24 protein-coding genes are annotated in these 24,792 nt (G+C 57.7%); 14 read left to right on the top strand and 10 right to left on the bottom strand.

Features of this window, described 5'->3' with window-relative positions:
• The first annotated feature begins 15 nt into the window (after positions 1–15).
• Complete coding sequence (locus tag HSW_RS22160; protein ID WP_044003942.1) at positions 16–1,545, top strand: SusD/RagB family nutrient-binding outer membrane lipoprotein; 1,530 nt, start codon at positions 16–18, stop codon at positions 1,543–1,545.
• 244 nt (positions 1,546–1,789) lie between these two features.
• Here the strand turns inward: HSW_RS22160 and HSW_RS22155 are convergent, their stop codons facing one another.
• On the bottom strand, positions 1,790–4,237 hold the full coding sequence (locus tag HSW_RS22155; RefSeq protein WP_052346754.1) for a TonB-dependent receptor: 2,448 nt from the start codon (positions 4,235–4,237) through the stop codon (positions 1,790–1,792).
• 183 nt (positions 4,238–4,420) lie between these two features.
• Here HSW_RS22155 and HSW_RS22150 point away from each other — a divergent pair, with 183 nt between their 5' ends.
• Positions 4,421–5,104: a MarR family winged helix-turn-helix transcriptional regulator gene (locus tag HSW_RS22150; RefSeq protein WP_052346753.1), complete on the top strand. Its 684-nt coding sequence runs from the start codon at positions 4,421–4,423 to the stop codon at positions 5,102–5,104.
• Here the strand turns inward: HSW_RS22150 and HSW_RS23280 are convergent.
• The gene (locus HSW_RS23280) at positions 5,101–6,243 is read right to left on the bottom strand and encodes a J domain-containing protein (RefSeq protein WP_052346752.1); all 1,143 of its coding nucleotides are present in this window, start codon (positions 6,241–6,243) and stop codon (positions 5,101–5,103) included. The two genes, HSW_RS22150 and HSW_RS23280, sit on opposite strands and share 4 nt — an antisense overlap.
• Positions 6,244–6,388: 145 nt before the next feature.
• Here HSW_RS23280 and HSW_RS22140 point away from each other — a divergent pair, with 145 nt between their 5' ends.
• Genes HSW_RS22140 through HSW_RS22130 form a run of 3 tightly spaced genes read left to right on the top strand, consistent with a single transcriptional unit; the run spans position 6,389 to position 8,319 of the window.
• Positions 6,389–6,775: a phage holin family protein gene (locus tag HSW_RS22140; protein WP_044003938.1), complete on the top strand. Its 387-nt coding sequence runs from the start codon at positions 6,389–6,391 to the stop codon at positions 6,773–6,775.
• Positions 6,776–6,782: 7 nt separating this feature from the next.
• Positions 6,783–7,529, top strand: coding sequence for a hypothetical protein (locus tag HSW_RS22135; RefSeq protein WP_044003937.1), 747 nt, complete (start codon positions 6,783–6,785; stop codon positions 7,527–7,529).
• Positions 7,507–8,319, top strand: a complete 813-nt coding sequence (locus tag HSW_RS22130) for a geranylgeranylglyceryl/heptaprenylglyceryl phosphate synthase (protein ID WP_052346751.1) — start codon at positions 7,507–7,509, stop codon at positions 8,317–8,319. Before HSW_RS22135 ends, HSW_RS22130 begins: the two co-directional genes overlap by 23 nt.
• A 195-nt stretch (positions 8,320–8,514) precedes the next feature.
• Here HSW_RS22130 and HSW_RS22125 read toward each other — a convergent pair whose 3' ends face one another.
• The 7 genes from HSW_RS22125 to panC form a co-directional block, all read right to left on the bottom strand.
• Positions 8,515–9,438: a helix-turn-helix domain-containing protein gene (locus HSW_RS22125; RefSeq protein WP_044003936.1), complete on the bottom strand. Its 924-nt coding sequence runs from the start codon at positions 9,436–9,438 to the stop codon at positions 8,515–8,517.
• 158 nt (positions 9,439–9,596) lie between these two features.
• On the bottom strand, positions 9,597–10,736 hold the full coding sequence (locus HSW_RS22120) for an acyl-CoA dehydrogenase family protein (RefSeq protein ID WP_044003935.1): 1,140 nt from the start codon (positions 10,734–10,736) through the stop codon (positions 9,597–9,599).
• A 319-nt stretch (positions 10,737–11,055) separates the two neighbouring features.
• Positions 11,056–11,739 (bottom strand): zinc metallopeptidase, encoded by a 684-nt coding sequence (locus HSW_RS22115; RefSeq protein ID WP_044005461.1) that lies wholly within the window; start codon positions 11,737–11,739, stop codon positions 11,056–11,058.
• Positions 11,740–11,823: 84 nt separating this feature from the next.
• Entirely contained in the window at positions 11,824–12,318 is a 495-nt protein-coding gene (rfaE2, locus tag HSW_RS22110) for a D-glycero-beta-D-manno-heptose 1-phosphate adenylyltransferase (RefSeq protein WP_394332381.1), read from the bottom strand.
• 72 nt (positions 12,319–12,390) lie between these two features.
• Positions 12,391–13,416: a lysylphosphatidylglycerol synthase transmembrane domain-containing protein gene (locus HSW_RS22105; protein WP_044003934.1), complete on the bottom strand. Its 1,026-nt coding sequence runs from the start codon at positions 13,414–13,416 to the stop codon at positions 12,391–12,393.
• A 97-nt stretch (positions 13,417–13,513) separates the two neighbouring features.
• Complete coding sequence (gene panD, locus HSW_RS22100; protein ID WP_019948715.1) at positions 13,514–13,861, bottom strand: aspartate 1-decarboxylase; 348 nt, start codon at positions 13,859–13,861, stop codon at positions 13,514–13,516.
• A gap of 114 nt (positions 13,862–13,975) precedes the next feature.
• Positions 13,976–14,824, bottom strand: coding sequence for a pantoate--beta-alanine ligase (panC, locus tag HSW_RS22095; RefSeq protein ID WP_044003931.1), 849 nt, complete (start codon positions 14,822–14,824; stop codon positions 13,976–13,978).
• Positions 14,825–14,944: 120 nt separating this feature from the next.
• Between panC and HSW_RS22090 the strand changes: the two genes are divergently transcribed.
• From HSW_RS22090 to HSW_RS22050, 9 genes are all read left to right on the top strand, one after another.
• Positions 14,945–15,757 carry a glycogen/starch synthase gene (locus HSW_RS22090; protein ID WP_044003930.1) on the top strand — a complete coding sequence of 271 codons (813 nt, stop codon included), beginning with the start codon at positions 14,945–14,947 and terminating at the stop codon, positions 15,755–15,757.
• Positions 15,741–17,219, top strand: a complete 1,479-nt coding sequence (locus tag HSW_RS22085) for a DUF4270 family protein (protein WP_044003928.1) — start codon at positions 15,741–15,743, stop codon at positions 17,217–17,219. Before HSW_RS22090 ends, HSW_RS22085 begins: the two co-directional genes overlap by 17 nt.
• Positions 17,220–17,332: 113 nt before the next feature.
• The gene (glmS, locus tag HSW_RS22080) at positions 17,333–19,168 is read left to right on the top strand and encodes a glutamine--fructose-6-phosphate transaminase (isomerizing) (RefSeq protein WP_044003926.1); all 1,836 of its coding nucleotides are present in this window, start codon (positions 17,333–17,335) and stop codon (positions 19,166–19,168) included.
• Positions 19,169–19,300: 132 nt separating this feature from the next.
• Positions 19,301–19,684: a RidA family protein gene (locus HSW_RS22075; RefSeq protein WP_044003924.1), complete on the top strand. Its 384-nt coding sequence runs from the start codon at positions 19,301–19,303 to the stop codon at positions 19,682–19,684.
• 133 nt (positions 19,685–19,817) lie between these two features.
• Positions 19,818–20,012 carry a hypothetical protein gene (locus HSW_RS22070; RefSeq protein WP_044003923.1) on the top strand — a complete coding sequence of 65 codons (195 nt, stop codon included), beginning with the start codon at positions 19,818–19,820 and terminating at the stop codon, positions 20,010–20,012.
• The gene (locus HSW_RS22065; protein ID WP_052346750.1) at positions 20,013–20,624 is read left to right on the top strand and encodes a pentapeptide repeat-containing protein; all 612 of its coding nucleotides are present in this window, start codon (positions 20,013–20,015) and stop codon (positions 20,622–20,624) included. It abuts the gene before it with no gap.
• Between the two features lie 162 nt (positions 20,625–20,786).
• Positions 20,787–22,328: a glutamate--tRNA ligase gene (gene gltX / locus HSW_RS22060; protein WP_044003922.1), complete on the top strand. Its 1,542-nt coding sequence runs from the start codon at positions 20,787–20,789 to the stop codon at positions 22,326–22,328.
• Between the two features lie 194 nt (positions 22,329–22,522).
• Positions 22,523–22,888: a hypothetical protein gene (locus HSW_RS24635; RefSeq protein ID WP_044003921.1), complete on the top strand. Its 366-nt coding sequence runs from the start codon at positions 22,523–22,525 to the stop codon at positions 22,886–22,888.
• Positions 22,889–22,996: 108 nt separating this feature from the next.
• A complete protein-coding gene (locus HSW_RS22050) occupies positions 22,997–23,779 on the top strand; it encodes a TIGR00266 family protein (RefSeq protein ID WP_044003920.1) in 783 nt (260 codons plus the stop codon).
• A 480-nt stretch (positions 23,780–24,259) separates the two neighbouring features.
• On the opposite strand, the gene HSW_RS22045 is transcribed toward HSW_RS22050, so the two are convergent.
• Positions 24,260–24,766, bottom strand: coding sequence for a toxin-antitoxin system YwqK family antitoxin (locus tag HSW_RS22045; RefSeq protein ID WP_155833105.1), 507 nt, complete (start codon positions 24,764–24,766; stop codon positions 24,260–24,262).
• Positions 24,767–24,792: the final 26 nt, after the last annotated feature.

Genomic DNA, 24,792 nt, shown 5'->3' with positions numbered 1-24,792 from the left:
TTTGGTACCCCGCGTATGCTGAGCCGTTCTTCTACCGCTGATTTCCGACGGGCCGCCGGCCGGCTGGCTCTGGGCCTGGGGTTACTGCTTGCCCCCTCCTGCACCGACCGGTTCGAGGAAATCAATACTGACCCCACCAAGGCCGCCAACGCCACGCCCGACCAGCTATTTGCCCGGGCGCTTAAATACGGGGCCCTCTACGACAACGATTTTCAGGTGGGCGAGCATTTGCACGCCAACATGTGGGTACAGTTTTTCGCCAATGCCAAGCCGGAATTCAACACCGACCGGTACGAAAGCAATGATACTTGGTCCAGCACCTTCTGGGCCAGTTTCTACGCAGGCTTCGGCATGGATTTGCAGCAGGCCATTCGGCTATTGCAACCCGACCCAACCCAGGTAAACCGCCTGAGCCAGGCCCGGATCTGGCGAGCATTTCTGTTCCAGCGCATCACTGATTACTGGGGCGATGTGCCCTACACGGAAGCTTTTGCCGGGGCCGGGGCCAATGTGCAACCAGCTTACGACCGGCAGGAGGCCATTTACCACGACTTGATGGGGGAACTGACGGCCGCCGAGGCTGCCCTCGACGACACGCAAGCCGAGAACTTCGGACCGGCTGACCTGCTGTATGCCAACCCCCGGGCCGCCAATCCCGCTCCCGATGCCGTGACCAGCAACCGGCGCTGGCGCCACTTCGCCAACTCGCTGCGCCTGCGCCTGGCCATGCGGCTGTCGGCCGTGGCCCCGGCCCTGGCCGAGCAGCAGGTGCGGGCCGCGCTGGCGTCTGGCGTAATGAGCAGCACCGCCGAATCGGCCGTGATGCGCAATACGGGTGAAGGCATCCGCATCACCCAGAATCCGCTGGCAGTAGTACTCCTGTTCAAGGACTCGCGCGTGAGTGCTACGCTGGTCAGCTACCTACGCCGCCTCCACGACCCGCGCCTGGCGGTGTACGTAGCCCCCGTTTCCGATGCCAACCCCAGCCTAGCGGGACTGCCCAACGGCCTTTCGGCTACGGAACTCACGCTACCGCAGTACAACCCCAGCAACTTCAGTCTGGCCGGGGCCCGCTTCAGTAACCCAGCCCACGACCAGAACCTGCTCACATACGCAGAGGTGTGCTTTCTGCGGGCCGAAGCCTGCCTACGCGGATGGGATGCCACCGGCACGGCCGAGCAGTGGTACACCACTGGCGTGCGGGAAGCGTTGCAGCAGGCGGGCATCAACGCCCCCGCTGCCCAGGATGAGTACCTGCGGCAGCCCGGGGTGCAGTTTGAGCTGGGCCGGGCTCTGGAGCTGATTATCACCCAGAAGTGGCTTTCCCTGTTTGGCCACAACGGATTTGAGGCCTACGCCGAGTACCGCCGCACGGGCTTCCCGGTGCTGCAGCCCATTTCCAACCTAGGCGAAACCACTGGCCAGGTACCGTTGCGCCTGCGCTACCCCCTATCGGAGCGGCTGTTTAATTCCGTATCCTATCTGCAGGCTGTCAGCCATCAAGGCCCTGATTTACTGACGACCCCAGTATGGTGGGATAAATAAGTGAAACTTTTTCGGACAGGGCTTAGGGGTAACTACGGCAATGGCTGTCCTGTAGTTGAAACGGTATAATTACCTTCTACTTGAGTACTATTAGTGGAGTGTTGTGTGAGTACAATGCCCCAAATCAAGAATTATTAGCCATCATTTTTTGTGCCCAAAAAGGCCCTTACCGGACGCGGAAAGGGCCTTTTGCATTTTCAGCTGCTACTTGGCCAGTAGTACCGGCACGCCGGCGGCCGTTACACTAAAACTCCACGATGAATCCAATAGTAGGCGTTACCTGGGCGTCGTCGTTGGCGAGCAGAATGGGGCGGGCGTTGCTGCCGTCGGGGAGTAAGGGCTGGCCGTTGGTGGTGAGGAAGGCCGTGTTGTCATCGGTGCGCTGGAAGGTGTATTGGGGGTAGGCCGCGCCTTTCTGTAGCAGCGCGTTCTGGATATCCACGTAGAAATCCAGCGTCACGCGGCGCAGGTTCACCTTTTTATCGAGCCGGAAATCGAGCTGCTGGAAGCTGCCCAGGCGCTGGGTATTGAGGCGGGAATAGTCGAGGATGCCGGTGCCCAGGCTGGCGTAGTTGAGGCGGGAAGCATCCTCATCGAAGGGCGTATAGGGGGCTCCGCCCGAGTAACGGTACTTCAGGCCCAGCTCCCAGCCTCGCCCGAACTTGCGCCCCAGCAGCGCCGATACCAAGTGGCGCGTATCCCATGCCGAGGGCTTGTACACCCCGTCCTGCCCAGTAAACTCGCTGCGGAAAGCCGTGTACGACAGCACCCCGAACACGTTTTTGGTCAGCTTTTGCTGCACGAAGAACTCGCCCCCGAAAGCCCGGCCCTTGCCCGTACTGCTAACCGCCTCGTTACCCAACGCCGTGAAGTCGCCGCCCAGGTTGGCCAATGAAATTCCGTCGCGTCTCGAAACGGGGTAATGGTCATAGCGTTTCAGGAAGCCCTCCAGCGTGATGCGGGTGGCCGGGCGCGGTACCAGCTCCAGGCCGGCCACGTAGTGGGTGCTGCCAATGTAGCGCGCCGAGCGGTTCACCCGTTGCCCGCTGTTATCCTGAAAACCCAGGATGGTGCTGGGCGGAATCTTGTAGTAACGGCCCACCGAGGCGTTCAGGCTCAGCTGGGGCGTGAGGGCCAGCGAGGCCGATACCCGCGGTGAGAGGGTACGCTGCAGGTTACGGCCGTCGTCGGTGAAGGAGTTGCCATCGGTGCGCAACCCGGCCGATACGGTGAGCCGCTCGGAGGGCAGCAGCCGGCGGGTGCCCTGCACGAAGGCCCCGAAGCGTACCAGCTGCAAATCGGTGCGGAAAGCCACGTTTACGGCGGGCTGTACCACGTTGCCGCTGGCATCGAGCACCTCCCGGCGCAGACGGTTACGGAAGTCGTTGTCGTAGCCGATGAGTTGGGTAACGGCCCCATAGCTGTACGTCCAGCGGCCCAGGGTTTTGTTTACGTCGAGGCGGAGCTTGTTTTCCTGCTCGCCCGAGCGGGTACGCAGCACGCGCTTCGTCTCGTCGCCGATTTGCCGGTCCTCAAACAGATCCACTTTATTATAGAGCTGGGTGCGGCTGAGGGCAAGATTGAGGTAGCCGTTGGGCAGCAGCCGGCGCAAACTTAGGCCCAGCGTGTAGTTCCACTGGTCGTAGGTGGGCGTGGAGCGCAGCAGGTACTCTTTGTCGGCCGAGGTGTTGCGGGGCACGCCCAGCTCGAAGTGGTCGAGAGCCCCCAGGCCCAGGGCCGTGAGGGTGGTTTTGTCGTTGAGCTTGTGGGTGATTTTGAACTGCGAATCCCAGTAGTCGGGCCGGATGGGTAGGTCGAGGGCCTTAAACAGCAGCTGCAGGTAGGAGCGGCGTACCGAGGCCAGGAACGTGGTGTTGGGCCCCAGCGGACCTTCCAGCGTGCCGGCCAGCTCGGTGCCGCTCAGGCGCACGTTGCCCTGCACCCGGTTGGGGTTGCCGTCGCGCTGCCGGAACTGCAGCACGCTGCTCAGGGTGTTGTCGTAGCGCGCCTCGAAGGCCGAGGAGCTCAGCGTCACATCCTCAATAAACGACACGTTGAGGATTCCCACCGGCCCGCCCGCCGAGCCCTGGGTGGCAAAGTGGTTGATGACGGGCACCTCGATGCCGTCGAGGTAGTACACGTTTTCGTTGGGGGCCCCGCCCCGGATGATGATGTCGTTGCGAAAGCCGCCGGTACCGGCCGTGCCCCCCACCCCGGGCAACGACTGGATAACGCGGGATATGTCGAAGTTGCCGCCGGGGTTGCTTTTGATTTCCTCCACGTTGAGCCGCTGCACGCTCAACGGCGTTTCGGCGGTGGCCACTCGGATGGCGCGGTTGGCCGTTACCACCACTTCCTGCAGTTCCTGGCCCTGGCGCAGCTCCAGGTTCAGCAGGTTGTCGTTGCCGGACGTGATGTTCACGTTGTAACGCGTATCGGTCTGGTAACCAATCAGCGTAGCGCGCACGTTGTAGCTGCCGGTGGGCACGCCCGCGAGGCGGAAGCGGCCATTCTCATCGGTGCTGGTGCCCAGCTGGGTACCTTCCAGCAGCACGGTGGCGCCGGGCAGCGGCTGCTGCGTGCCCCGCTCCCGCACCACGCCGCTCACCACGCCCGTCGTCTGGGCCTGGACTATGCTGGCACTAACCAAGACGGCCGCCGTGGCCCACGTTATTGGTAAAGCGTATCTCATTTGGCTACTTAAAAGGATGTTTTCCGACCCAAACTCCCCACAAACATACTTTTTTAGTTGATAAACATACTTATTAATTCCGAATAAAAAATGTTTTCATACTTTTATCTATCTTCTGCCTGTCTACCAAGGTGACGCAAGGCAACTGCTTCCTGAATTCTCCCTTCCCTTTCGTGAGTAGGCATGCAATACGACTTGCTGCAAGAACTTCTTCCGCTGCTGGCTGATTATCAACAAAGCACTCCAACGCCCAGCACAGCTGGGTTTGGCGAGTGGCTACAGCTGCACGCGCCGGCCCAGCCAGCCACACCCGATTACGCGGCGGCCCGCACTGCGCCCAACGAGCACGAAACCGTGGAGTCGTTGCTGACCAAGCTGCTCACGTTCGTATACCGCTACGTGCGCGGCTACGCCCGGCAGGCCCTAGCCGATACGCCCCTCGCCAGCTTCGACGATTTCACCTACCTCATTGCCCTCTACACCGGTGGCCCACTCACCAAGTCCGACATCATCGCCCGCAACATCCACGAGAAGGCCACAGGCACCGAGGTCATCAAGCGGCTGCTAAAAAACGCTCTTATCACGGAGGAGCCCCACGCCACCGACCGGCGGCGGAAGCTATTGCGCATCACGGAAGCGGGACGGGGGCTGCTGTTTCAGGTGCTGGGCCGCATGAGCCAAGTGGCCCACATGGCGGCCGGCAACCTCACCGGCCCCGAGCGGCACCAGCTGGTACACTTGCTTCACAAGCTCGATGCCTTCCACTACCCGGTGTTTGCCGCCAGCCGCCCTAGCTCCTTCCCGGAGTTGGTAGCAGCCTTCTTCCCCGACGCCGCCGCGGACTGGCAGCCCAGTACGCTCACCTAGCGGCCGGCACAGGTAGTGTCGCGGGCGGCGCGGGCAAACCCGTAGCCCTGCACCACAGCCCGGCGGAAATACTCGCAGGCGTGCTCCCGGTCCTGCTCCTGCTGGGCCAGCCGGCCCAGCAGAAAGTACACCTGCCCGCTACGGGGCATAATTTCCAACACTTCCCAATAGTCGCGGCGAGCAGCATCGTATTGCTTTAGCTTGTAGTAAGCCAGACCCCGAAACGTGAGCAGCCGACTGCGTAGCCGGGAAGCAGCTGGCTCGTGATGCAGGCCTTGACTGAAGGCGCGCGCAGCCGTTTCAAACTCGTTCCGGGCAAATAGCTGGTCTTCCCCACGCAGCAGCCAGGCCCGGGCCAGCGTGCTGTCCAGTGCCAAAGCGCGGCTATACGCGGCCTGGGCCGTTCTGGCTTGCCCCTGGGCCGCCTGGCACTGCCCAATACGCAGCCACAGCCGGCCCTGCTGGTTCCTGACCGCCCCAGGCAGTGCCGCCCGGAAATCTTTCTCGGCGGCAGCGTAGTCTTTGTGAATAAGCTGCTCAATTCGGCCACGCCGCTGCAACGCGGGGCTGTAGGCGGGCTTAAAGTGTAGCGCATCGGTGAAATAGCTGTGTGCTCCTTCCCAGTTCTGCTGCTTGTACGCCCCCAAGCCCCGCTCGTAGTTGCGGATTCCGGAAACGTGGTCCATTGTGACTTTCACCGACACGATAAAGAGCAGAAACCCCGCAATCAGCAGCGCAGCCATCCAGTAGTCGCGGCGGGTGAAAACCGTTTTCTGGCGCGGAATGGGCCGATAGTGCCGCTCGTGGGCTCCGGCCGGGCGGCGCGTACGCAATGGCGCGGGCGGCGGCATCGGCACCCCGTATACTCGTTGACCCTGATTGCGGAATTCCTGCTGACGGCGGGCTTCCTCGGCCCGGCGGGCGGCCACCTGTAACTGGTAGTCGTACTGCAGCCGCCGGTCCGGGTTCCCCAGCACATGATACGCGGCGGCTACTGCTTTAAAAAGCTCCTCGTACAGCGTATTGCCGCCGTGCTTATCGGGATGATATTGCACCGCCAGCCGCTTGTACGCCAGCTTTATATCGTGGGGCGAAGCAGCAGCAGAAACCCCTAGTACCTGATAATGATTCTGACTCAACGGTAAAACGGTGTATAGTAAAAGTACGGCAATTTTCAGACACGCGGCCACCTTTTCCGTATGAGTGGGCTACTGCTAAACCGGTGGTGCCCTAGTTTTGCGCGCCCCAAACCTGTAACATTGTTTCCCGCAAATATTCTCCCCTATGGGCTTGTTCTCCACTGAAGAAGACGCTTCCAAAACGCCCCGCACCGATAACCTGATGGGTAATCTGATGGGCTACCTCGATACGCGCATTGATCTGGTACGCCTCGAAGCACAGGAAAAAGCGAAAGTCGCCTTTGTAGGCACCGTGCATGGCGTTACGCTAGCGGCCATCGGATTGCTATTTTTCGTCTTCCTGAATCTGTTTTTGGCGTTGCTGCTCAACGATGTGCTGGATAGCCCGTATTGGGGCTTCGGTATTGTGGCGGCCTTTTATCTGGTGCTACTCATCGTCTTCGTGGTCGGTATCGATAAGAAACTCTTCCAGGGACTGGCTGACAAACTGCTGAACAATACCATTTACAAATCCGACAAACGCCAAGCATAAGCTTCTTATGGCCGATCTGCATAATCCCCTGTTCGAGGACGAGAAAGAGTTTCTGGAGCGTCAGAAGCAGGAATACGAGCGCGCCCTCATCGGCGACGTGGAAGAAATCAAAGCCAAAACCCAGGAGGTGAGCAAGTACGTGGCCATTGGGGCAGGCGTATTGGGTGGCATCTGGCTGCTGAGCAAGGCCTTTGGTAGCGGCAAACGCAAAAAGGAGTTGGCCCACGCCGACGAATACGCCCGCCACCAGCTAAAAACGCCGCGCCCGCGCCGACCACTGGCTACTACCACCGTCGATACGGCCGTGGCCGATGACTTGGGTTTTGGCTCCGGCCACCACCAGTATGACCGGGGCCGTACGCACACTGCCCCCGCTTCGGAGCGTGCCGATATTGCGCCGGACGTGTACCATACCGATGCCGACCCATTCCAGCCAACTTCGGCCGCAACGAGTTCCTCGGCTCTTACCACATCTGCTTATCGCGCCGAGCCGCAGCCAAAGTCTTCGGAGGCTTCTTCTATCCTAGCTTCGGCCGTCAAGTCGTTTTTGCAGTCAGATACCGGCAAGCTGCTGGTAGCGCAGGCCTCAGCTGTCCTGATGGCCTACGTGGCAAAGAAGGCAGGCGAGTATTTGCCAATCCTCAAAAATCCCGACCTTGCGTCTTCCGGCCCGACTCAGACCGAACCGGAAACCCGGGATATTGAGTTTACCTACCACCACGACGACGCGGATGCGCCTCACCAGCCTGCATGATGCTTTAAGTAACCGCCGAAAGCACGGCCAAAAGTCACTGGCCGTATTACTCGACCCCGATAACCTGGACGAAGATGGCTGCCGGCAGTTGCTTGAGCTGAGTGAACAACACACCGTTGATTACTTTTTTATGGGAGGCAGCCTGGTGCTTACAGCACGTCAGGATGCCCTCATTCGTTTTATCAAAAGCCACTCAACGGTGCCGGTGCTCCTGTTTCCTAGCCACAGCCTCCATCTCGATGATCAGGCCGATGGCATTTTGTTGTTGTCCCTCATTTCAGGCCGAAACCCCGATTTCCTGATCGGGCAGCACGTTATTGCCGCGCCGCTGCTACGCCAGAGCAACCTCCAGATACTGCCCACGGGCTACATGCTGGTAGATACCGGACGTCAAACTACCGCCAGTTACATCAGCGGTACCACGCCCCTACCCCACGACAAGCCCTCTATTGCAGCCTGCACGGCCATGGCCGGTGAGCAGCTCGGGCTGCGCCTGATGTATCTTGACGGTGGCAGCGGTGCTATGTATCCCGTCTCGTCGGCCATGATCCGGGCCGTACGCCAGGCCGTGGACGTGCCGCTGATAGTAGGTGGCGGTATTAACACAACGGAGAAGGCCCAAGCCGCTCTCCAGGCCGGTGCCGATGTCATTGTCATCGGCAACCAGATTGAGAAGGACCCTAGCTTCCTGTCCGAAATGTCACGCACAGTTCGCCTGTTCAATCAGGAACACGGATTTTCACGGGTTGAGGCTGATTCATCGGATTTTGTGGGAGGCTCCGTGCATTAGGGCCGAAGACGACAAGTCAGCTAATCAATATCCGATACCTTGTTTTCCTTGTCACCTATCCGGTATAGGTACACTAGACAGCAAAACGCCCCGCAGCTTGGCTGCGGGGCGTTTTGCTGTCTAGTAAATTGGACCAGACTTGTCTACAGAATCCGGCTTAATCCGACTAAATCTGTGATGAAAGGAAATCCTTACTTAGATGTTCATGGCCGACTCACGGCGCCGCATCTTACCGGCCGGAATACCAAACATCATCTTGAAACGGCGGCAGAAGTAGGCGGTGTCCTTATAGCCCACCTCTTTGCCGATGTCACGGATGCTTTTCTTGGTGGTACGCAGCAGGAATACGGCGCGCTCCATGCGCTGGTACTCGATGTAATCCTGCGGGTTGATGCCGGTGAGCATCTTGAAGTACTGACCCACATAGTCCTCGCTCACGTTGGCCACGCCCGACAACACCTTGTTCGACAGGTCGCCGCCGATGTTCTCCTTGATGTAGTTGAACAGGTCGATGAGGCGCGGGTCCTTGAAGTACGTGCTGTTGGTGGCCAGCTGCTCCACGAACATCTTGTTTTTCAGAATGTAGCGCACAATTTCCACCACAATATTCTCGGTGTAAATCGTAATCAGCCGCTCGCGGCCGGGCAGTTCCTGCAGGCTTTCTTCTACCACCTTAATCACCAGATTCGCCAGCTTGGAGTTGCCGGTAATGAGGAACGCCGGTACATCCAGGGAAGCAAAGAAGTTTACCGAATCAAACACCTTGGCCTCAAAACTCACGAACGAGTGGCTTTCCTCCGCGTCGCCGATGAGGTCGAGGTCGGAATTGGAGTGAAAGAACTTGTCCTTATTGGTAATCAGGTCGTCGTTGGTGATGCTCTTGCTCGACGGCTCACCGTAGGTCACCTTGGTGGCACGGCCGCCGGGAATAAAGAGCATTTCGCCTTCCTCTACCAGTTGCTCCTCGTCGCCGAAAGACAACCGACCTTTATGCAGCAGAATCAGGTTATTACCGACGTCGTAGGAATTACGGACGGTGAACGGCTGCTGTAATACCAGGTTTTTCGCTTTGATGTAGCGAACACCCAGCGACTCTATCACTTTATTATAATCTTCCATCTTTGGCGGGCGGTTGAGGTTACTCTGGTGTGGCCGGTAAATAGCACCCCGGACTTATGTAATGCAAAATAACATATAAAAATTCACACAAACACAAAACCCAGTCAATTAATGACTGGGTTTTGTGCAATACGTCTGACTTTTAGGCTATTCCCCAATTACTTGAGGATTTCCCGCGAGATTACAATTTTCTGAATCTCGGAAGTTCCCTCGTAAATCTGGGTGATTTTGGCGTCGCGCATCATGCGCTCCACGTGGTATTCCTTCACGAAACCGTAGCCCCCGTGGATTTGCACCGCCTCCACGGCCGTGTCCATAGCCACCTTCGAAGCGAACAGCTTGGCCATGGCTCCCGACTTGGCATAATCCTGATGGGCGTCTTTATCGTGGGCCGACTGCAAGCATAGCAACCGCGCGGCGTCGATGTTCGTGGCCATATCGGCCAGCTTGAATTGGATAGCCTGATGCTGCGAAATCGGCACGCCGAAGGCCTTACGCTCTTTGGAATACTTCAACGACAACTCATACGCACCCGAGGCAATGCCCAGCGCCTGCGCGGCAATACCAATCCGGCCGCCGGCCAGCACCTGCATGGCGAACTTGAAGCCGAAGCCGTCTTCGCCGATGCGGTTTTCCTTGGGCACTTTCACGTCGGTGAACAACAACGAGCAGGTATCGGAGCCACGGATACCGAGCTTGTTTTCTTTGGGGGCCGTCTGGAAGCCTTCCATGCCCTTCTCCACAATCAGCACGTTGATGCCGCGGTGCTTCAGCTCAGGATTGGTCTGGGCAATAACCAGGTACACGGAAGCCGTGGTGCCGTTAGTAATCCAGTTTTTGGTACCGTTCAGCAGGTAATAGTCGCCTTTGTCTTCGGCGGTGGTGCGCTGGCTGGTGGCATCCGAACCGGCTTCGGGCTCCGAGAGGGCAAAAGCCCCGATGATTTCGCCGGAGGTCAGGCGGGGCAGATACTTGCGCTTCTGCTCCTCGGTGCCATACTTCTCCAAGCCCCAGCATACCAGTGAGTTATTCACCGACATAATAACGGAGCAGGAGGCATCCACTTTGCTGATTTCCTCCATGGCCAATACGTAGCTCACTGTATCCATGCCGCCGCCGCCGTACTCGGGGCTTACCATCATGCCCATGAAGCCCAGCTCGCCCATCTTCTTGATTTGCTCGGCAGGAAACTTCTGGTGTTCGTCGCGCTCAATCACGCCGGCCCACAGTTCGGTCTGTGCGAATTCGCGGGCTGCGGCCTGCACGGCCAGTTGTTCTTCGGTGAGCTGAAAGTCCATAGGGTACTAAGGGTGGGGTGGGAAACTCGTCTGCAAAGACCGAGCGTAAATTCGCTGGCGGATCAAAATTAAAGCACAGATTTTGCAGATTAAGCAGATACCACAGATTTTTTCTGGGAAGCTGGCTTTATAAGGTCTGAAGCCCCTTTTTTGTTTCCAAGGCACCAAACTATGTACTTATTGGTACTGCCTGAGCAGGTTTATAGGCCCGCTAACACCTGTTCGCTTTTGCAGATTTCCAACAAACCAGCCCTCCCAGATACACTACCGCCACCCCGGTGACCGGCGTGGCGGCAGCAATTCCATCAAAGGCCAGCGGCTAGTCACGGCGGCGACCCATGAGCAGGGTGGCGTAATAAAACAGAGTAGCCAAGGAGCCCAGAGCGGCTACCACGTAGGTCATGGCGGCCCACCAGAGGGCGTCTTTTGCCATGACGTGTTCCTGTGGAGTTACTACGTTGCGCTTGTCCATCCAGGCCAGGGCGCGTTTGGAGGCATCAAATTCCACTGGCAGCGTCACAAAGCTGAAGAGGGTGGTCAGGGCGAAAAACGCAACGCCGATGCCAAGCGGTAACGGCGTGGTACGCAGCATTATCACGCCCAAGAACAGCAGGATGGGCATAAACTTCGACACTGCGCTTAAAGCCGGCACCATAGCCGAGCGGAACTGCAGAGCACTGTAGGCGGTGGCATGCTGCACGGCATGGCCGCACTCGTGGGCGGCTACGGCAGCGGCGGCCGCACTTCGCTCCTCGTACACCGCCTCGCTCAAGTTTACGGTTTTATCGGCCGGGTTGTAGTGGTCGGTGAGGCGGCCCTCGGTACTGATAACGCGCACATCGGTGATGCCGTGGTCGGCCAGCATCAGCTCCGCAATCTGGCGGCCCGACAGGCCGTTGCTCAGTCCTACCCGGGAGTACTGCTCAAACTTGCTTTGCAAACGGCGCTGGATCAGCCAACTGGCCAGCATCGTCAGCAAGACGATGATATAGGCCGGATTCATCTGGTACATGGGAAGGAATTTCGGGGTGGAAGAAACCGGAACCCGCCTGAGCAACTACCGGTACCTCGCGGCCACCTTCTTTCCTCAAACGAGCCCCTGGGAACTCTGTAAAATACGCTCGACGATGCGGGTAGTGCTGTAGCCGACTACCAGGGGTACAGTCAGCACCTGCCCGCCGTTCTGTAACACTACCTCGTGGCCCACAATTCCGCTAAGCTGATAATCGTCGCCTTTCACCAGAATGTCGGGCCGGACGGCTTCAATCAACGTCAGCGGAGTTTGCTCGCCGAAGAGCACTACTGCATCCACAAACAAAAGTGAGGCCAGCACCCGCGCCCGTGACACTTCGTCTTGGAGCGGACGGCCGGGCTTGAGGCAGCTCACCGAGGCGTCCGTATTCAGGCCTACCACCAGTCGGTTACCCAGGTGCCGGGCTTTCTCGAGGTAATCCACATGGCCCAGGTGCAGCAAGTCGAAACAGCCATTGGTGAACACCACCTTTTCGCCGGCCGCCTGCCAGCCTGCTACCACCGGCAGCAGCTTAGCTTGGCTCAGGATTTTATCTTTCGTCCACATCATCATGCAACACGGTTTATTTCTGCTCAACCAACAAGGTCCGGCGGTTAGACTGCCGGCCCCGGAAAACCTGATTTACGCGGCTACTCCTTCCGGTAACACCACCTTTTTGCCCGATTTCATCATGCTGGCCAGAAAGCTGATGCCGCCCATCACAACGACCAGCAGCGTTTGGGAGCCGTGTACCACCAGTGCATAGGCAATACCAGCTTCTTTGCTCACGCCATACGCCAGCAGAATACCTTGCACCATTACGTGAAACGGGCCAATACCACCCGCCACCGGCGCGGCCATGCCAAACGCCCCAAACGTGAGGACCGCCAGGGCCGCCCGCATGCCTAAGTCGTAGGTAGCTGGGAAGGCAAAGAAAGCCAGGTAATCCATGAGGTAATAAACGGCCCAGGTAAAGAACGTATGCAGCAGGAAGGTGCCCTTGTGCTCCAGCTTCAGGATGCTGAATGCTCCGGCTAACACTCCTTTCACGAAGCTCATGGCTTTATTGAACAGGGCGTTCTGGCGCAGCCGCTCCAAGTTGCGGAATACCGCGTAAGCCAACCCCAGCACCAGCACCACCGCAATACCCAAAGCCAGCAGCAGCGGGGTACGGTTGCGGGCCAGCGCATCGTAGCGGCCACCCAGCACTTTATCCGTCACAAACGACCAGAACGTGTTGAAATCGAGCAGCAGCGTGGTTCCCAGTAGCCCAAGCAGCACCAGCACATCAATTACCCGCTCCGTTACCACCGTACCCAACGCTACCTGTACCGGTACGCCACTGGTGCGCCGCAGCACCGAGCACCGGATTACCTCCCCCATGCGCGGCAGCACCATGTTGGCAAGGTAGCCCACCATCATGGCGTGGTATACATCCCAGTAGGCCGGCTTGTGGCCGGTGGGGTCAATCTGCATTTTCCAGCGGTACGCCCGGCTGAAATAGCCCAGCACCGACAGCGCCATCGTCAATACCAGCCACGCATAGTTAGCACTGCGCACGTATTCCCCGATGCGGCTCAGGTTCTGGCCCTGCAGGGCATACCACATCAGCAGCCCCGAAACAGCCAGCAGCAGCGTGTACTTGATAACGTTGAAGAGTTGCTTCATAGATTAATCGTTCGGGGTCAGCCTACAGGCAAGTAAAAGGCTGACTACTCTTAGGCAAGAATAGTCAGCCTTCGCGCTGTTGCCCGCGGCTGGGAGGTTACGCTACCCGGTTATGCTGGTCCGGGAAAATGACGGTAGGTTGGTGGGCCTTTGCCTCGGCAAAGTCAATCAGGGCGTAGGAGATGATGATGACGATGTCGCCAACTGCCACCCGGCGCGCGGCCGGCCCATTCAGGCAAATCATGCCCGAGCCTCGCTCCCCTTTAATTGTGTAGGTTTCGAACCGCTCCCCATTATTGATATTGACAATGGTGACCTTCTCGTTTTCCACCATGTTGGCCGCGTCCAGCAGGTCCTCATCGATGGTGATGCTGCCCACGTAGTGCAGCTCCGCCTGCGTAACCTTCACGCGGTGAATTTTAGACTTGAGAACCTCGATATGCATGAGAAGAAAAAACGGGTGATTTCTGGCCCGCAAAGATAGGCAAGGCGAATGGATGGACCGGTGAATGGCGGAACGAATGGCTTGACTGCGCTATTCAGATTCTCCATTCATTCATCAGTTTACCACGATATTATCAATGAGCCGGACGCCGCCCAGATGCGCGGCCAGACACAACGCCACCGGGTGACCAGGCTGCCATTCCGTCAGTGGCTGCAGGGTTTGCGCATCCACTACGGCCAGATATTCCAGGGCAATAGCTGGTTCTTCCGCCAAAAAGCCAGCGGCGGCGGCTTTCACCTCCGCCGGACTTACCGCCTTTTCACACACTAGTGTTTCGGCGAGCTGCAAGGCCTGATACAGTCGGGGAGCCATTGCCCGGGCCGGGGCATCGAGCCGGCGGTTACGCGAGGACATAGCCAGCCCGTCCGCCTCCCGGATGGTTGGATACGCCACCAAATCCAGATCAAACGACAAATCCTGCACCAACTGGCGCACTACCGCTACCTGCTGAAAATCCTTCTGCCCGAAGTACGCCCGGTGCGGCCGGCTCAGGTGAAACAGCTTGCTGACTACCGTGGCTACTCCGTTGAAGTGCCCCGGCCGGTGCTCCCCTTCCATCACCCGTTCCAGCGGCCCGAAATCAAACCGCAGAACCGTAGGCTGCGGATACATTTCCTCTACCGAGGGCAGAAATAGCGCCGTGCAGCCTGCCGGGTCTAGCAGGGCTGCATCCGCCTCAGGCAGGCGTGGATACAGCCGGAAGTCATCGGGGTTATTGAACTGGGTTGGGTTCACAAAAATGCTCACCACAACCACCTCGCATTCCTGTGCCGCAGCGCGCACCAGCTGCAAATGTCCCTCGTGCAGGGCCCCCATGGTAGGCACTAGGCCAATGCGTTTTCCCTCACGGCGCCAAGTTTCGGTCCGGGCTTGCAACGCGGCGGCGGTATTCAGTATCTCCATAGAGTAAAAAGCGCCCTTCGGCCAGAGGCCAACCGGGCAAAGTTGAAATTTCCCTCAAAAATGCTTAATTTTGTGCATCCCAAAGTGTTGCCCTTTCCCAATCACCCCAACTGACTCTATATGTCCAAGTTGAGAATACTCTACGCTGCCACGGAAATCAACCCGTTTTTGCAGACCACCAAGGTAGCGGAGTTTTTGCGGCGCCTGCCGCAGGGAATGCAGGAAATGGGGATGGAAATCCGCATTTTTGTACCCCGGTTCGGCATTATTAATGAGCGTAAAAACCGCCTGCATGAAGTAGTGCGTCTGTCGGGAATCAATATTGCGGTGGGCGAAGATGAGAAGCCGCTTATCATTAAGGTAGCTTCCATTCCGAATGCGAAGTTGCAAGTTTACTTCATCGACAACGAAGATTACTTCCACCGCAAGTCGGTGCTGGTAGATAAGAACGATAAGTTTCACTCTGACAACGACGAGCGGGCTATCTTCTTTTGCAAAGGGGTACTGGAAACGGTGAAGAAACTCGGCTGGTCGCCGGATATCGTACATTGCAACGACTGGATGACCGGCCTTATTCCCATGTATTTGAAAACGACCTATAAAAAGGACCCGATTTTCAAGGACGCCAAATCGGTCTTTACTATCTACAACAACGAGTTCGACTTCAAATTTGAGGGCGATATTGTAGAGAAGGCTAAGATGCTGGACATTGAGGACGAAATGCTGGCTTCGCTGAAAACCGCCGACTTCGGCGGTTTCATCAAAGTAGGTATGGAATATGCCGATACAGTGGTGAAATCCGACGAGGATTTTAGCGAAAACCTGAAGACTCTGTTTGCAGAGTATTCAACCAACAAACAAATTGAGCAGGTAGGCGCCGACGACAATCTGCTGACTTCTTACTACGCACTCTATAATGAATTGGCCAACTAGCGCCAGCCGACTCGCTTCGGTTTCCCTTTTTGCCGTTTCCCTGCTCGGATTTGCTACTGGCTGCGAAAAAGCCAGCGACCTGGGTCTCGAGCTTCCCGGCACCTCTCCCATTACCGCTAGCTACCTCGATCTGCCAGTGACGGCTTCCACTGTGCGGCAGCAACCCGTAGAAACGGTGAAAGCTGACCACATTCTGGTAGGCCGGGTGCGCGACTCCTTCGTTGGCACCACGGCCGCTAGTGGCTTCCTGAACCTGCTGGTCATCAGCAGTGATACGGTGCCGTCTACGTTTACGGCTCTCAGGCTGGACTCAGCTGTCATCAGTCTGCCTTTTGATCAGATATACGGCTCAGCGGCTCAACCCCTGCGACTCGATCTGAAAGATTTGCAGCAGCCGCTGGATGAGCGGGCAGTGTACAACTCTGCCTCAACGGTAGCAACGGGCACCAGCCTGCTGACAAATTTTGAAGCCCCGCTTAACCGCAACAGGCTGGTTAAGCAGCGTGTTGCCTCTGGCAACAGCGGTGATACGACCACTACGGTAACCACCGCCTTGGTGCCTGACCGCGTAGTGCGCATCCGCATGCAGAAGTATCCGGCTACGGCCACGTTGGCTAACTCCGTGTTTGCGGCCCTAAAGGACGGAACTCCTTCTCAAAGCAAGCTGGACGCCGTCTGGAAGGGTTTGGCTCTGCAGCCTTCCGCCGGGCATCTGGGCAGTATTGCTGGCTTCACCAGCAACACAAGCGCCAACGTAAGCTTTTATTACACCGGCACTTCTACCACCGGCAAAGTACGCACCCGGCAATACCGGTTGCTGCTGGCCCACGGCCTTTCTTCAGTTCCGGGCAAATACTTCACGCAGGTGAACACGGATTTGAGTGGTACTGCCCTCGCAGGCCTTACCACTGCTCAGTCCACCCTGCCCCCCAGCGCAACCAATGGCTTCACGTACGCTCAGGAAGGAACTGGATTGGCTACCCGCATTGAGTTTCAGGGGCTGGACAACCTTCGGAATAACGCTGAATTGGCTATTAACCGGGCCGAGCTGCTCATTCCGGTAAAGCAGTTCAGCAACGGACTGTTCTCTTACCCGAATGGCTTGTACCTATATGAGGTTAACAGTGCCAATCAGGTACTGACCCGCACCGTGGGGGCCACCGTTGCGGAGCGTATGGTACAGCAGGAAGGCTTGGACAAAAACGGAGCGCGCCTAACGCCTACCCGAACCGATTTTCCGGTATCGGCATCCATTCCGGCCGGCCAGGACCCTGTGCAGTATTACTCCGTTTCCATCACTGAATACCTGCAGGCCTACCTGCAAAACCGACTGGACGGGGAATTACCAAGTGGCCTGATTCTGTCGCCGGTACTCCGGGCTAATCTGAGTCTTGGGCTTAGCCGGGCCCAACTGGATGCCAACAACATCAAGTTGCGCGTATACTACTCCAAGCTGCGTTAAGCAGCTTTCGCTGCCAGGTTAGCTTGCCGGCAAGGGCGGCACGGCTTTTGCCGTTGCCGCCCGAATTTTTGCTTTCTTCTGGAAGGTTTCTGCTCTGTCACAATCAAACAACTATGTGCGGAATTGTCGCTTACATTGGGCACCGTGAGGCTTGCCCCATTATCATCAAAGGCCTGCGCCGTCTGGAATACCGGGGCTACGACTCGGCCGGGGTTGCCCTGTTGAACGGGCAGCTTACCGTTTACAAGAAGAAAGGCAAAGTAGCCGACCTTGAAGCCTTCATCGGTGAGCAGGACACCCACGCTCACATTGGCATGGGCCACACCCGCTGGGCCACCCACGGTGAGCCGAACGACGTGAATGCGCACCCGCATTACTCCACTTCGGAGCGCATTGCCATCATTCACAACGGCATCATCGAGAACTACGCCGCTTTGAAGCAGCATTTGCAGCAGCAGGGTCACGTATTTCACTCCGATACGGACACGGAGGTTTTCGTGAATCTGATTGAGGAAATCCAGAAGCAGAACAGCTGCACGCTGGAGGAAGCTGTACGTTTGGCTCTGCACGAAGTAGTAGGAGCCTACGCTATTGTAGTACTCAGCAAAGACAATCCCGGTCAGCTAATTGCGGCCCGCAAGGGTTCCCCGCTGGTAATCGGGGTAGGTGAAGGCGAGTTCTTCCTGGCGTCCGATGCGACACCCATCATTGAGTACACCAACGAAGTAGTGTATGTAAATGACTACGAGCTGGCCATTATCCGGGACGGGAAGCTGGAAATCCGCTCCCGCGAAGATGTAGTACAGACGCCCTACATCCAGACACTGGAGCTGGAGCTGGACCGCATCGAGAAAGGTGGCTACGAGCACTTCATGCTGAAGGAGATTTTCGAGCAGCCCCGCTCGATTCTCGACTCCATGCGTGGTCGTCTGGAGCTGGAAGCCGGCCACCTAAACATGGGCGGCGTGCGCGCTTACGAGCGGAAGTTCGTGAATGCCGACCGCATCTTGATTGTGGCCTGTGGTACCAGCTGGCACGCCGGCCTCGTGGCCGAGTACCTATTGGAAGACTTGGCCCGCATTCCAGTGGAAGTGGAGTATGCCTCGGAGTTCCGCTACCGCAACCCTGTAATTACGGAGCGCGACATCGTCATTGCCATTTCGCAATCAGGTGAAACGGCCGATACGCTGGCAGCTATTGAGCTGGCCAAGAGCCGGGGCGCGACCATCTTCGGTATCTGCAACGTGGTGGGCAGCAGCATTGCCCGCGCCACCGATGCCGGCGCGTACACCCATGCCGGCCCCGAAATCGGGGTAGCTTCTACCAAAGCCTTTACGGCCCAGGTAACCGTACTAACACTGCTGGCCATGATTGTGGGCCACAAGCGTGGTACCCTCTCCGACACCCGCCTGCGGGAGTTGATGGTGGAGCTAAGCACGATTCCCGCGAAAGTGGAGAAGGCGCTGCTGCTTAACGACCAGATCGAGAAGATTGCCGAAACGTTCAAGGACGTGCCGAACTTCCTGTACCTGGGCCGGGGCTACAACTTCCCCGTGGCCCTGGAAGGCGCACTGAAGCTGAAGGAAATCAGCTACATCCACGCCGAAGGCTACCCAGCCGCCGAAATGAAGCATGGCCCCATTGCCCTCATCGATGAGAACATGCCCGTGGTGGTGATTGCCACCAAGGATAGCTCGTACGAGAAGGTGGTGAGCAACATTCAGGAAGTAAAGGCCCGGAAAGGCCGCATCATTGCGGTAGTAACGGAAGGCGACGACGTGATTCCGGCCATGGCCGAATTCACCATCGAAGTGCCCGCTACCAGCGACGTGCTGATGCCGCTGGTATCGGTAGTGCCTCTGCAGCTGCTGAGCTACCACATTGCCGTGCTACGCGGCTGCAACGTGGACCAGCCCCGCAACCTGGCCAAATCGGTAACGGTTGAATAACCCGCCCCGCTAACAGAACAGTACCAGCCGCCACTCCGAAATTCGGGGTGGCGGCTGTTTTTTGCCCCGCATCTGTGCCGGTTTCCGCGTACTTTGCGCTCCTTCTTTCTCCATCCTTACCCGCCCTACCTTATGGCCCATACTGTTGTTTTTTCGCCCCAGGCCCCTGCTCCCATCGGCCCGTATAGCCAAGCCATTCAGGCCGGTGGCACCGTGTACGTATCGGGCCAGATTCCGCTGGATGCCAATGGCCAGTTGGTGGGCGACGGCGACGTAGCCCAGGAAACTCACCAAGTAATGCGCAACCTGCAAGCCGTGCTGGAAGCCGTGGGTCTCACCCTGCGCCATGTGGTGAAGTGTAGCATCTTCGTGAAGGACCTAGGCAACTTCGGCCTCATCAACGAAATCTACGGCAGCTACTTCGATGCCGACTACGCCCCTGCCCGCGAAACTGTGGAAGTAAGCCGCCTGCCGAAAGACGTGCAGGTAGAGATTTCCTGCATTGCAGTGCAGTAGCAGTGAATTTGTGAGTTTATGAAAGGGGGAGTTTGACGTTCGGTTTGCGCCGCTTGCGCGGATTGTGCAGATTGTGCCGTCAGGTTCTCTGCACGTCAAACCCACTATTTCACTACTTCACAAATTCACTGCTATGCGCGAGCTGGGTATTTTTCTGTTTTTCGCTGGGCTGATTGCTATTGCCGCCCCGTTGCTGCTGCCCGCTAACTTTCGATTTCCGCTGCTGGATTGGATCTACAACTGGGGCCCAACGGTAGCGTGGGCCATCAAGGGCGGCATTACTGCGTTGGGCCTGATACTCTGGCTCAGCTTCAAAAACCGCCACTAAATGCGCCGACCGGTTTCCCGCAAACCCGCCAAGGCGTTGGCAAAGCCTACGTACTTCCCGCCCGGAAACGTGGTGCTACGTGTGCTGCCACCCGCCCTAGTGGGGCAGAGGGAGTTTGAGCAGTTCCATTTTATCGGTTTCGACTTAAGCCAGGCAGACTTAGCGGGCCGGCGGTTTAGCGAGTGCCTGTTTGAGAACTGCAACCTGGCCGGGGCCTCTCTGGCCAATACCAGTTTGCAGAATGTGGCCTTCGAGAGCTGTAAGCTCCTGGGGCTGCAGTTCACCTCCTGCCGGGACATGCTGTTCGATGTGCATTTTGACCGGTGCCAGCTAGATTATGCCTCGTTCTGGGGCAAAGTCATGCCCAACACGCGCTTTGTAAGCTGCTCCTTACAGGAGGTTGATTTCACCCGCGCCGACCTGACCAACGCCGTATTCCAGGAATGCCAGCTGCGCGGGGCCATCTTCAGCCAAACCCGTTTGCCGGGAGTTGACTTTCGCACCGCTCAGGGCATGGTACTCGACCCCGAGCAGAATGAGCTGAAACAGGCCCGTTTCGCCCTCCAGAGCCTGCCCGGCCTACTGGGTAAATACGGCTTGGTAGTGGAGTAATAAGTAAGGTGGTGAAATAGTGACATGGTAAGTTTGACGTTCTGCTTGTGCCATCAGGCCCGGTAGAACGCCAAACTCACAATTTCACCATTTCACCATCTCACCTTTCGTACCTTTGCGGCGCGCTTTCTTTCCCCGAAAGCGTTGCGAACTGACTGACTTATGGAAAGAGAAGTACGGGTGCGTTTTGCGCCCAGCCCCACGGGGCCGCTGCACATCGGCGGCGTGCGCACTGCGCTGTATAACTACCTGCTGGCCCGCAAGCTGGGCGGCAAGATGCTGCTGCGCATTGAGGACACCGACCAGAACCGTTTCGTGCCCGGTGCGGAGCAGTACATTATGGACTCCCTGCGCTGGTGCGGCATTGAAATTGACGAAGGAATTGAGCAGGGCGGCCCCCACGCCCCCTACCGCCAGAGCGAGCGGAAGCCCATGTACCGCCAGTACGCCGACCAGCTGATTCAGGCCGGCCACGCCTACTACGCCTTCGATACGCCCGAGGACCTGGACGCCATGCGGGCCCGCCTCACGGCTGCCAAGGTGCCTAATCCGCAGTATAATAGCATCACCCGCGCCCAAATGCGCAACTCCCTCACCCTGCCGGCCGAGGAGGTAACGCAACTACTGGAAAGCGGTACGCCCTACGTCATCCGCCTGAAGGTGCCACGCAAGGAGGAAATCCGCTTCAACGACCTGATTCGCGGGTGGGTAGTGGTGCATTCTTCCAGCATAGATGATAAGGTACTGATGAAGTCGGATGGCATGCCGACCTACCACCTAGCCAACATTGTGGATGACCACCTGATGGAAATCACCCACGTTATCCGGGGTGAAGAGTGGCTGCCCTCGGCTCCGCTACACGTACTGCTATACCGTTACCTGGGCTGGGAAAGCACCATGCCGCAGTTTGCCCACCTGCCCCTGCTGCTCAAGCCCGACGGCACCGGCAAGCTCTCGAAACGCGACGGTGACAAGCTGGGCTTCCCGGTATTTCCGTTGGAGTTTCATGGCAAAGACGCCGAAACCGGTGAGCCGACCGTGAGCAGCGGTTACCGTGAATCGGGCTATCTGCCCGAGGCGTTCATCAACTTCCTGGCCTTCCTAGGCTGGAACCCCGGCACCCAGCAGGAGCTGTTCACGATGGATGAGCTGATTGAGAACTTCTCGATTGAGCGCGTGAGCAAGTCGCCGGCCCGCTTCGACCAGAACAAAGTGCGGTGGTACAACGAGCAGTATCTGCGTGCCAAACCTGACGCCGAGTTGGCCCAGTACCTCACCGAGGAGCTAAGCCAGCAGGGAATCGAGGTGCCCGCTGACCAAGCCGAGCAGATTGCGGCCCTGGTAAAGGAACGCGCCACCTTCCCCGCCGACTTGGCCCAGGAAGCGCAGTTGTTCTTCCAGCGCCCCAGCAGTTATGATGAGCAAGTTATCAGCAAGAAGTGGAACCCGCAGGTATCGGCGGCCCTGGCAGCCTTTGCCGGGCAGCTACCCACCGCTGCCGATGCTTCAGCCGACGGTATCAAAGCGTTGCTCACGCAGGTGCTCGAAGCCCAAAGCCTGAAAATCGGACAGGTGCTACAGGCTCTGCGCGTAGCCGTAACCGGCCACGCTGCTGGCCCCGACCTGATGCACATTATGCGCATTCTGGGGCCGCAGGAAACCGCCGAGCGTATTCAGGCCGCCGTGGCCGTGCTGTCGGCGTAAGGAAATCCTTACCAATCTTTATGCTGCCTGCCTACCCGACGCACGTTGGGTAGGCAGGCTTGTTTTGGGTGGGCTGAGTCGGGGTAGTGGGGCGGGCTGCCAATACACTGCACATCTTTCAGCGGGGGCCTTGCGTACGTACTGGCTTGGAACCCTCCGGTTCTCTTTCCCCCGACTCTTTAGCCACCCGCATCATGGCCAAAAAACCCGTTAGCCCGAAGAAAAAAGCTGCTGATCCTGAAAAAAAAGCCCGCGTTCATAAAGAGCTGGAAGGCTTTGAAATCAAGGTAAACCCACTGGGCGAAATTACCTCCAATTATTCCATTGAGGATATCAACCAGTTCCTGAACCGCCACGTGCGCGACAAAAAGCTGGTAAACCGTGACGGCCAGTTCGGTGAGAAGGACGAGGATGAGGACTTTCCCCTGGAAGACGGTGCCCAGGAGCCCGAAGAATCGGATGAGGATTTTATGCGTCGTACCAGTAAGGAGGCGAAGAAAAAAGGTACTAAAGCCGCCGCTGAAGACGACGAGGCTACCCGCGAAGAAGAAGCTGAGTAACGCTGCTTTACAGGTAGGAGGAATATCTGGCAGAATAGCGCACGAAAGCCCGATTTTATCGGGCTTTCGCTATACTTGAGGTATCCTTTCATCCTTTCCTTTTTTCCGATGCAGTCGCACGACGTGGACTATAAAATTCTCGGCAACGACATTCAGGTACTGGAGGTTGAGCTCGACCCAAATGAAACTGTGGTAGCCGAAGCCGGAGCCATGGTATACATGAGCGAGGCCATTGCCTTCGAGACGAAGATGGGCGACGGTTCGGAGCCGAACCAGAGCATCATGGGCAAGCTGTTTTCGGCGGGCACCCGGCTGATAACCGGCGAGTCGTTGTTCATGACGCACTTCACCAACCGTGGGAGCTACGGCAAGGCGCACGTGGCATTTTCGGCCCCTTATCCCGGCACCATCATTCCTCTTGACCTGCGCAGCCTTCCCCAAGGCCTGATTGTGCAGAAGGATGGTTTCCTGGCTGCCGCAAAGGGCACCAAAATCAGCCTGCACTTCAACCAGAAGCTGGGCGCGGGCCTGTTTGCGGGCGAAGGCTTTATTCTGCAGAAAATTACCGGCGACGGCAAGGCCTTCGTGCACGCCGGCGGCACTATCATCGAGAAGCGGCTGAACAACGAGCTGCTGCGTGTGGATACCGGCTGCGTAGTGGCCTTCGAGCCTGGCATTGACTTCAGCATTGCCCGCGCCGGCGGCCTGAAATCCATGATTTTTGGAGGCGAAGGTCTACTGCTGGCAACTCTGCAGGGCACCGGCCGCGTGTGGCTGCAATCTATGCCCGTGAAGAAGCTCATCCAGGCTCTGGCCCCTAATGGCGGCAACGCTCAGAAGGAAAGCGGTGGGATTCTGGGCAGAATGGTAGGCGGCATTCTGGACGAGTAAGCAGCCTGCTCCTGCATATACTAAGGCCCGGCTGCTGGTACTGCTACCAACGGCCGGGCCTTAGTATGCTACCAGATTTCTTAAACGGCAGTAGCGGCAATTACCCCGATACTCGCCAGTAAGGCGAATAGCATCAGCCCCAGAAAGGCAAGGGTCAGCTTGCGGGATTTGGTATCCGTTGATACTTCGGATTTCAGACGATACCGTCGCCGACGACTGCCGGAAGACTACGAAGAGCTAGACGTTGCCATAGGTGGGTGATTGGTGGGAAACCAGAGCGGGAATATAGGATGGTTTCTCAACAAAATCCATTTCAGACGTCTTGCGCATCGACAAACACAGCATTCTAGCCGACTAATTTAACTTTCGCCTTGACAAGCTACTATGGCATTTGTTGGTTTCTAAATGAGCCAGCACTATCCCTGCCACCTTGCCGGGCACGGTACAATTTGCGCCATCCACTTCTACCGCCGGCAAGGCCTACCGCTCTACTCCGAACAACGTGTCGCCGGCAGGCGTAGTGAGCAGGGTGGCGGTGCGGTGACCGTTTCGATAAAACTCGGGGCGGAGCGGCTGGCCGGTAACGGAATAACATTTCCACTCCCCAAACCAGTAGAACCGGGCCACATTAGCATCGGCACGGTAGCGGGCCTGTCCCTGTTTGGCCACTTGCCCACCCGGATGGTAGTAGGTGAGTGTGACCAGGCCGTATGGTTGGCGGTGAAACCGCTCAGTACGTTCCCGCTGACGGGTGGCGTTATAGTACTGCCAAGTTCCCACAGGCCGCCCATGCTGGTAGCGCCCCTTATTAGCTGGCTGCTGTTCGGCTGCGTCGAAGTACTCACGCCAGGGACCCTGACGCTGCCCGTCGGCGCCAAATCGGTTGCGCGACCAGAAGCCGATGGGACCGTGCTGCGCCATGGTAGTGCAACCCGCCACAAGAATTGATAAAGCCGGAACTACTAGCTGAAAGCGGATACGGAGCATGGCAAGAGCATAAAATAAGAACCTGC

Source organism: Hymenobacter swuensis DY53 (genome assembly GCF_000576555.1).
Lineage (GTDB): Bacteria > Bacteroidota > Bacteroidia > Cytophagales > Hymenobacteraceae > Hymenobacter > Hymenobacter swuensis.
This window is presented reverse-complemented; position numbering and strand designations above follow the sequence as displayed.

What these genes read in the sequence shown, in the direction of transcription:
- HSW_RS22150 (WP_052346753.1), top strand. Translation starts at nt 4,421, where the DNA reads ATGCAATACGACTTGCTGCAAGAACTTCTTCCGCTGCTGGCTGATTAT.
- HSW_RS24635 (WP_044003921.1), top strand. Translation starts at nt 22,523, where the DNA reads ATGGCCAAAAAACCCGTTAGCCCGAAGAAAAAAGCTGCTGATCCTGAA.
- HSW_RS22115 (WP_044005461.1), bottom strand. Translation starts at nt 11,739, where the DNA reads ATGAATCCGGCCTATATCATCGTCTTGCTGACGATGCTGGCCAGTTGG.
- HSW_RS22045 (WP_155833105.1), bottom strand. Translation starts at nt 24,766, where the DNA reads ATGCTCCGTATCCGCTTTCAGCTAGTAGTTCCGGCTTTATCAATTCTT.
- HSW_RS22120 (WP_044003935.1), bottom strand. Translation starts at nt 10,736, where the DNA reads ATGGACTTTCAGCTCACCGAAGAACAACTGGCCGTGCAGGCCGCAGCC.
- HSW_RS22125 (WP_044003936.1), bottom strand. Translation starts at nt 9,438, where the DNA reads ATGGAAGATTATAATAAAGTGATAGAGTCGCTGGGTGTTCGCTACATC.
- HSW_RS22085 (WP_044003928.1), top strand. Translation starts at nt 15,741, where the DNA reads ATGAATTGGCCAACTAGCGCCAGCCGACTCGCTTCGGTTTCCCTTTTT.
- HSW_RS22065 (WP_052346750.1), top strand. Translation starts at nt 20,013, where the DNA reads ATGCGCCGACCGGTTTCCCGCAAACCCGCCAAGGCGTTGGCAAAGCCT.
- HSW_RS22090 (WP_044003930.1), top strand. Translation starts at nt 14,945, where the DNA reads ATGTCCAAGTTGAGAATACTCTACGCTGCCACGGAAATCAACCCGTTT.
- gltX (WP_044003922.1), top strand. Translation starts at nt 20,787, where the DNA reads ATGGAAAGAGAAGTACGGGTGCGTTTTGCGCCCAGCCCCACGGGGCCG.
- HSW_RS22140 (WP_044003938.1), top strand. Translation starts at nt 6,389, where the DNA reads ATGGGCTTGTTCTCCACTGAAGAAGACGCTTCCAAAACGCCCCGCACC.
- panD (WP_019948715.1), bottom strand. Translation starts at nt 13,861, where the DNA reads ATGCATATCGAGGTTCTCAAGTCTAAAATTCACCGCGTGAAGGTTACG.
- glmS (WP_044003926.1), top strand. Translation starts at nt 17,333, where the DNA reads ATGTGCGGAATTGTCGCTTACATTGGGCACCGTGAGGCTTGCCCCATT.
- HSW_RS22050 (WP_044003920.1), top strand. Translation starts at nt 22,997, where the DNA reads ATGCAGTCGCACGACGTGGACTATAAAATTCTCGGCAACGACATTCAG.
- rfaE2 (WP_394332381.1), bottom strand. Translation starts at nt 12,318, where the DNA reads ATGATGTGGACGAAAGATAAAATCCTGAGCCAAGCTAAGCTGCTGCCG.
- HSW_RS22155 (WP_052346754.1), bottom strand. Translation starts at nt 4,237, where the DNA reads ATGAGATACGCTTTACCAATAACGTGGGCCACGGCGGCCGTCTTGGTT.
- HSW_RS22070 (WP_044003923.1), top strand. Translation starts at nt 19,818, where the DNA reads ATGCGCGAGCTGGGTATTTTTCTGTTTTTCGCTGGGCTGATTGCTATT.
- HSW_RS22135 (WP_044003937.1), top strand. Translation starts at nt 6,783, where the DNA reads ATGGCCGATCTGCATAATCCCCTGTTCGAGGACGAGAAAGAGTTTCTG.
- HSW_RS22075 (WP_044003924.1), top strand. Translation starts at nt 19,301, where the DNA reads ATGGCCCATACTGTTGTTTTTTCGCCCCAGGCCCCTGCTCCCATCGGC.
- HSW_RS22105 (WP_044003934.1), bottom strand. Translation starts at nt 13,416, where the DNA reads ATGAAGCAACTCTTCAACGTTATCAAGTACACGCTGCTGCTGGCTGTT.
- panC (WP_044003931.1), bottom strand. Translation starts at nt 14,824, where the DNA reads ATGGAGATACTGAATACCGCCGCCGCGTTGCAAGCCCGGACCGAAACT.
- HSW_RS22160 (WP_044003942.1), top strand. Translation starts at nt 16, where the DNA reads ATGCTGAGCCGTTCTTCTACCGCTGATTTCCGACGGGCCGCCGGCCGG.
- HSW_RS22130 (WP_052346751.1), top strand. Translation starts at nt 7,507, where the DNA reads ATGCGCCTCACCAGCCTGCATGATGCTTTAAGTAACCGCCGAAAGCAC.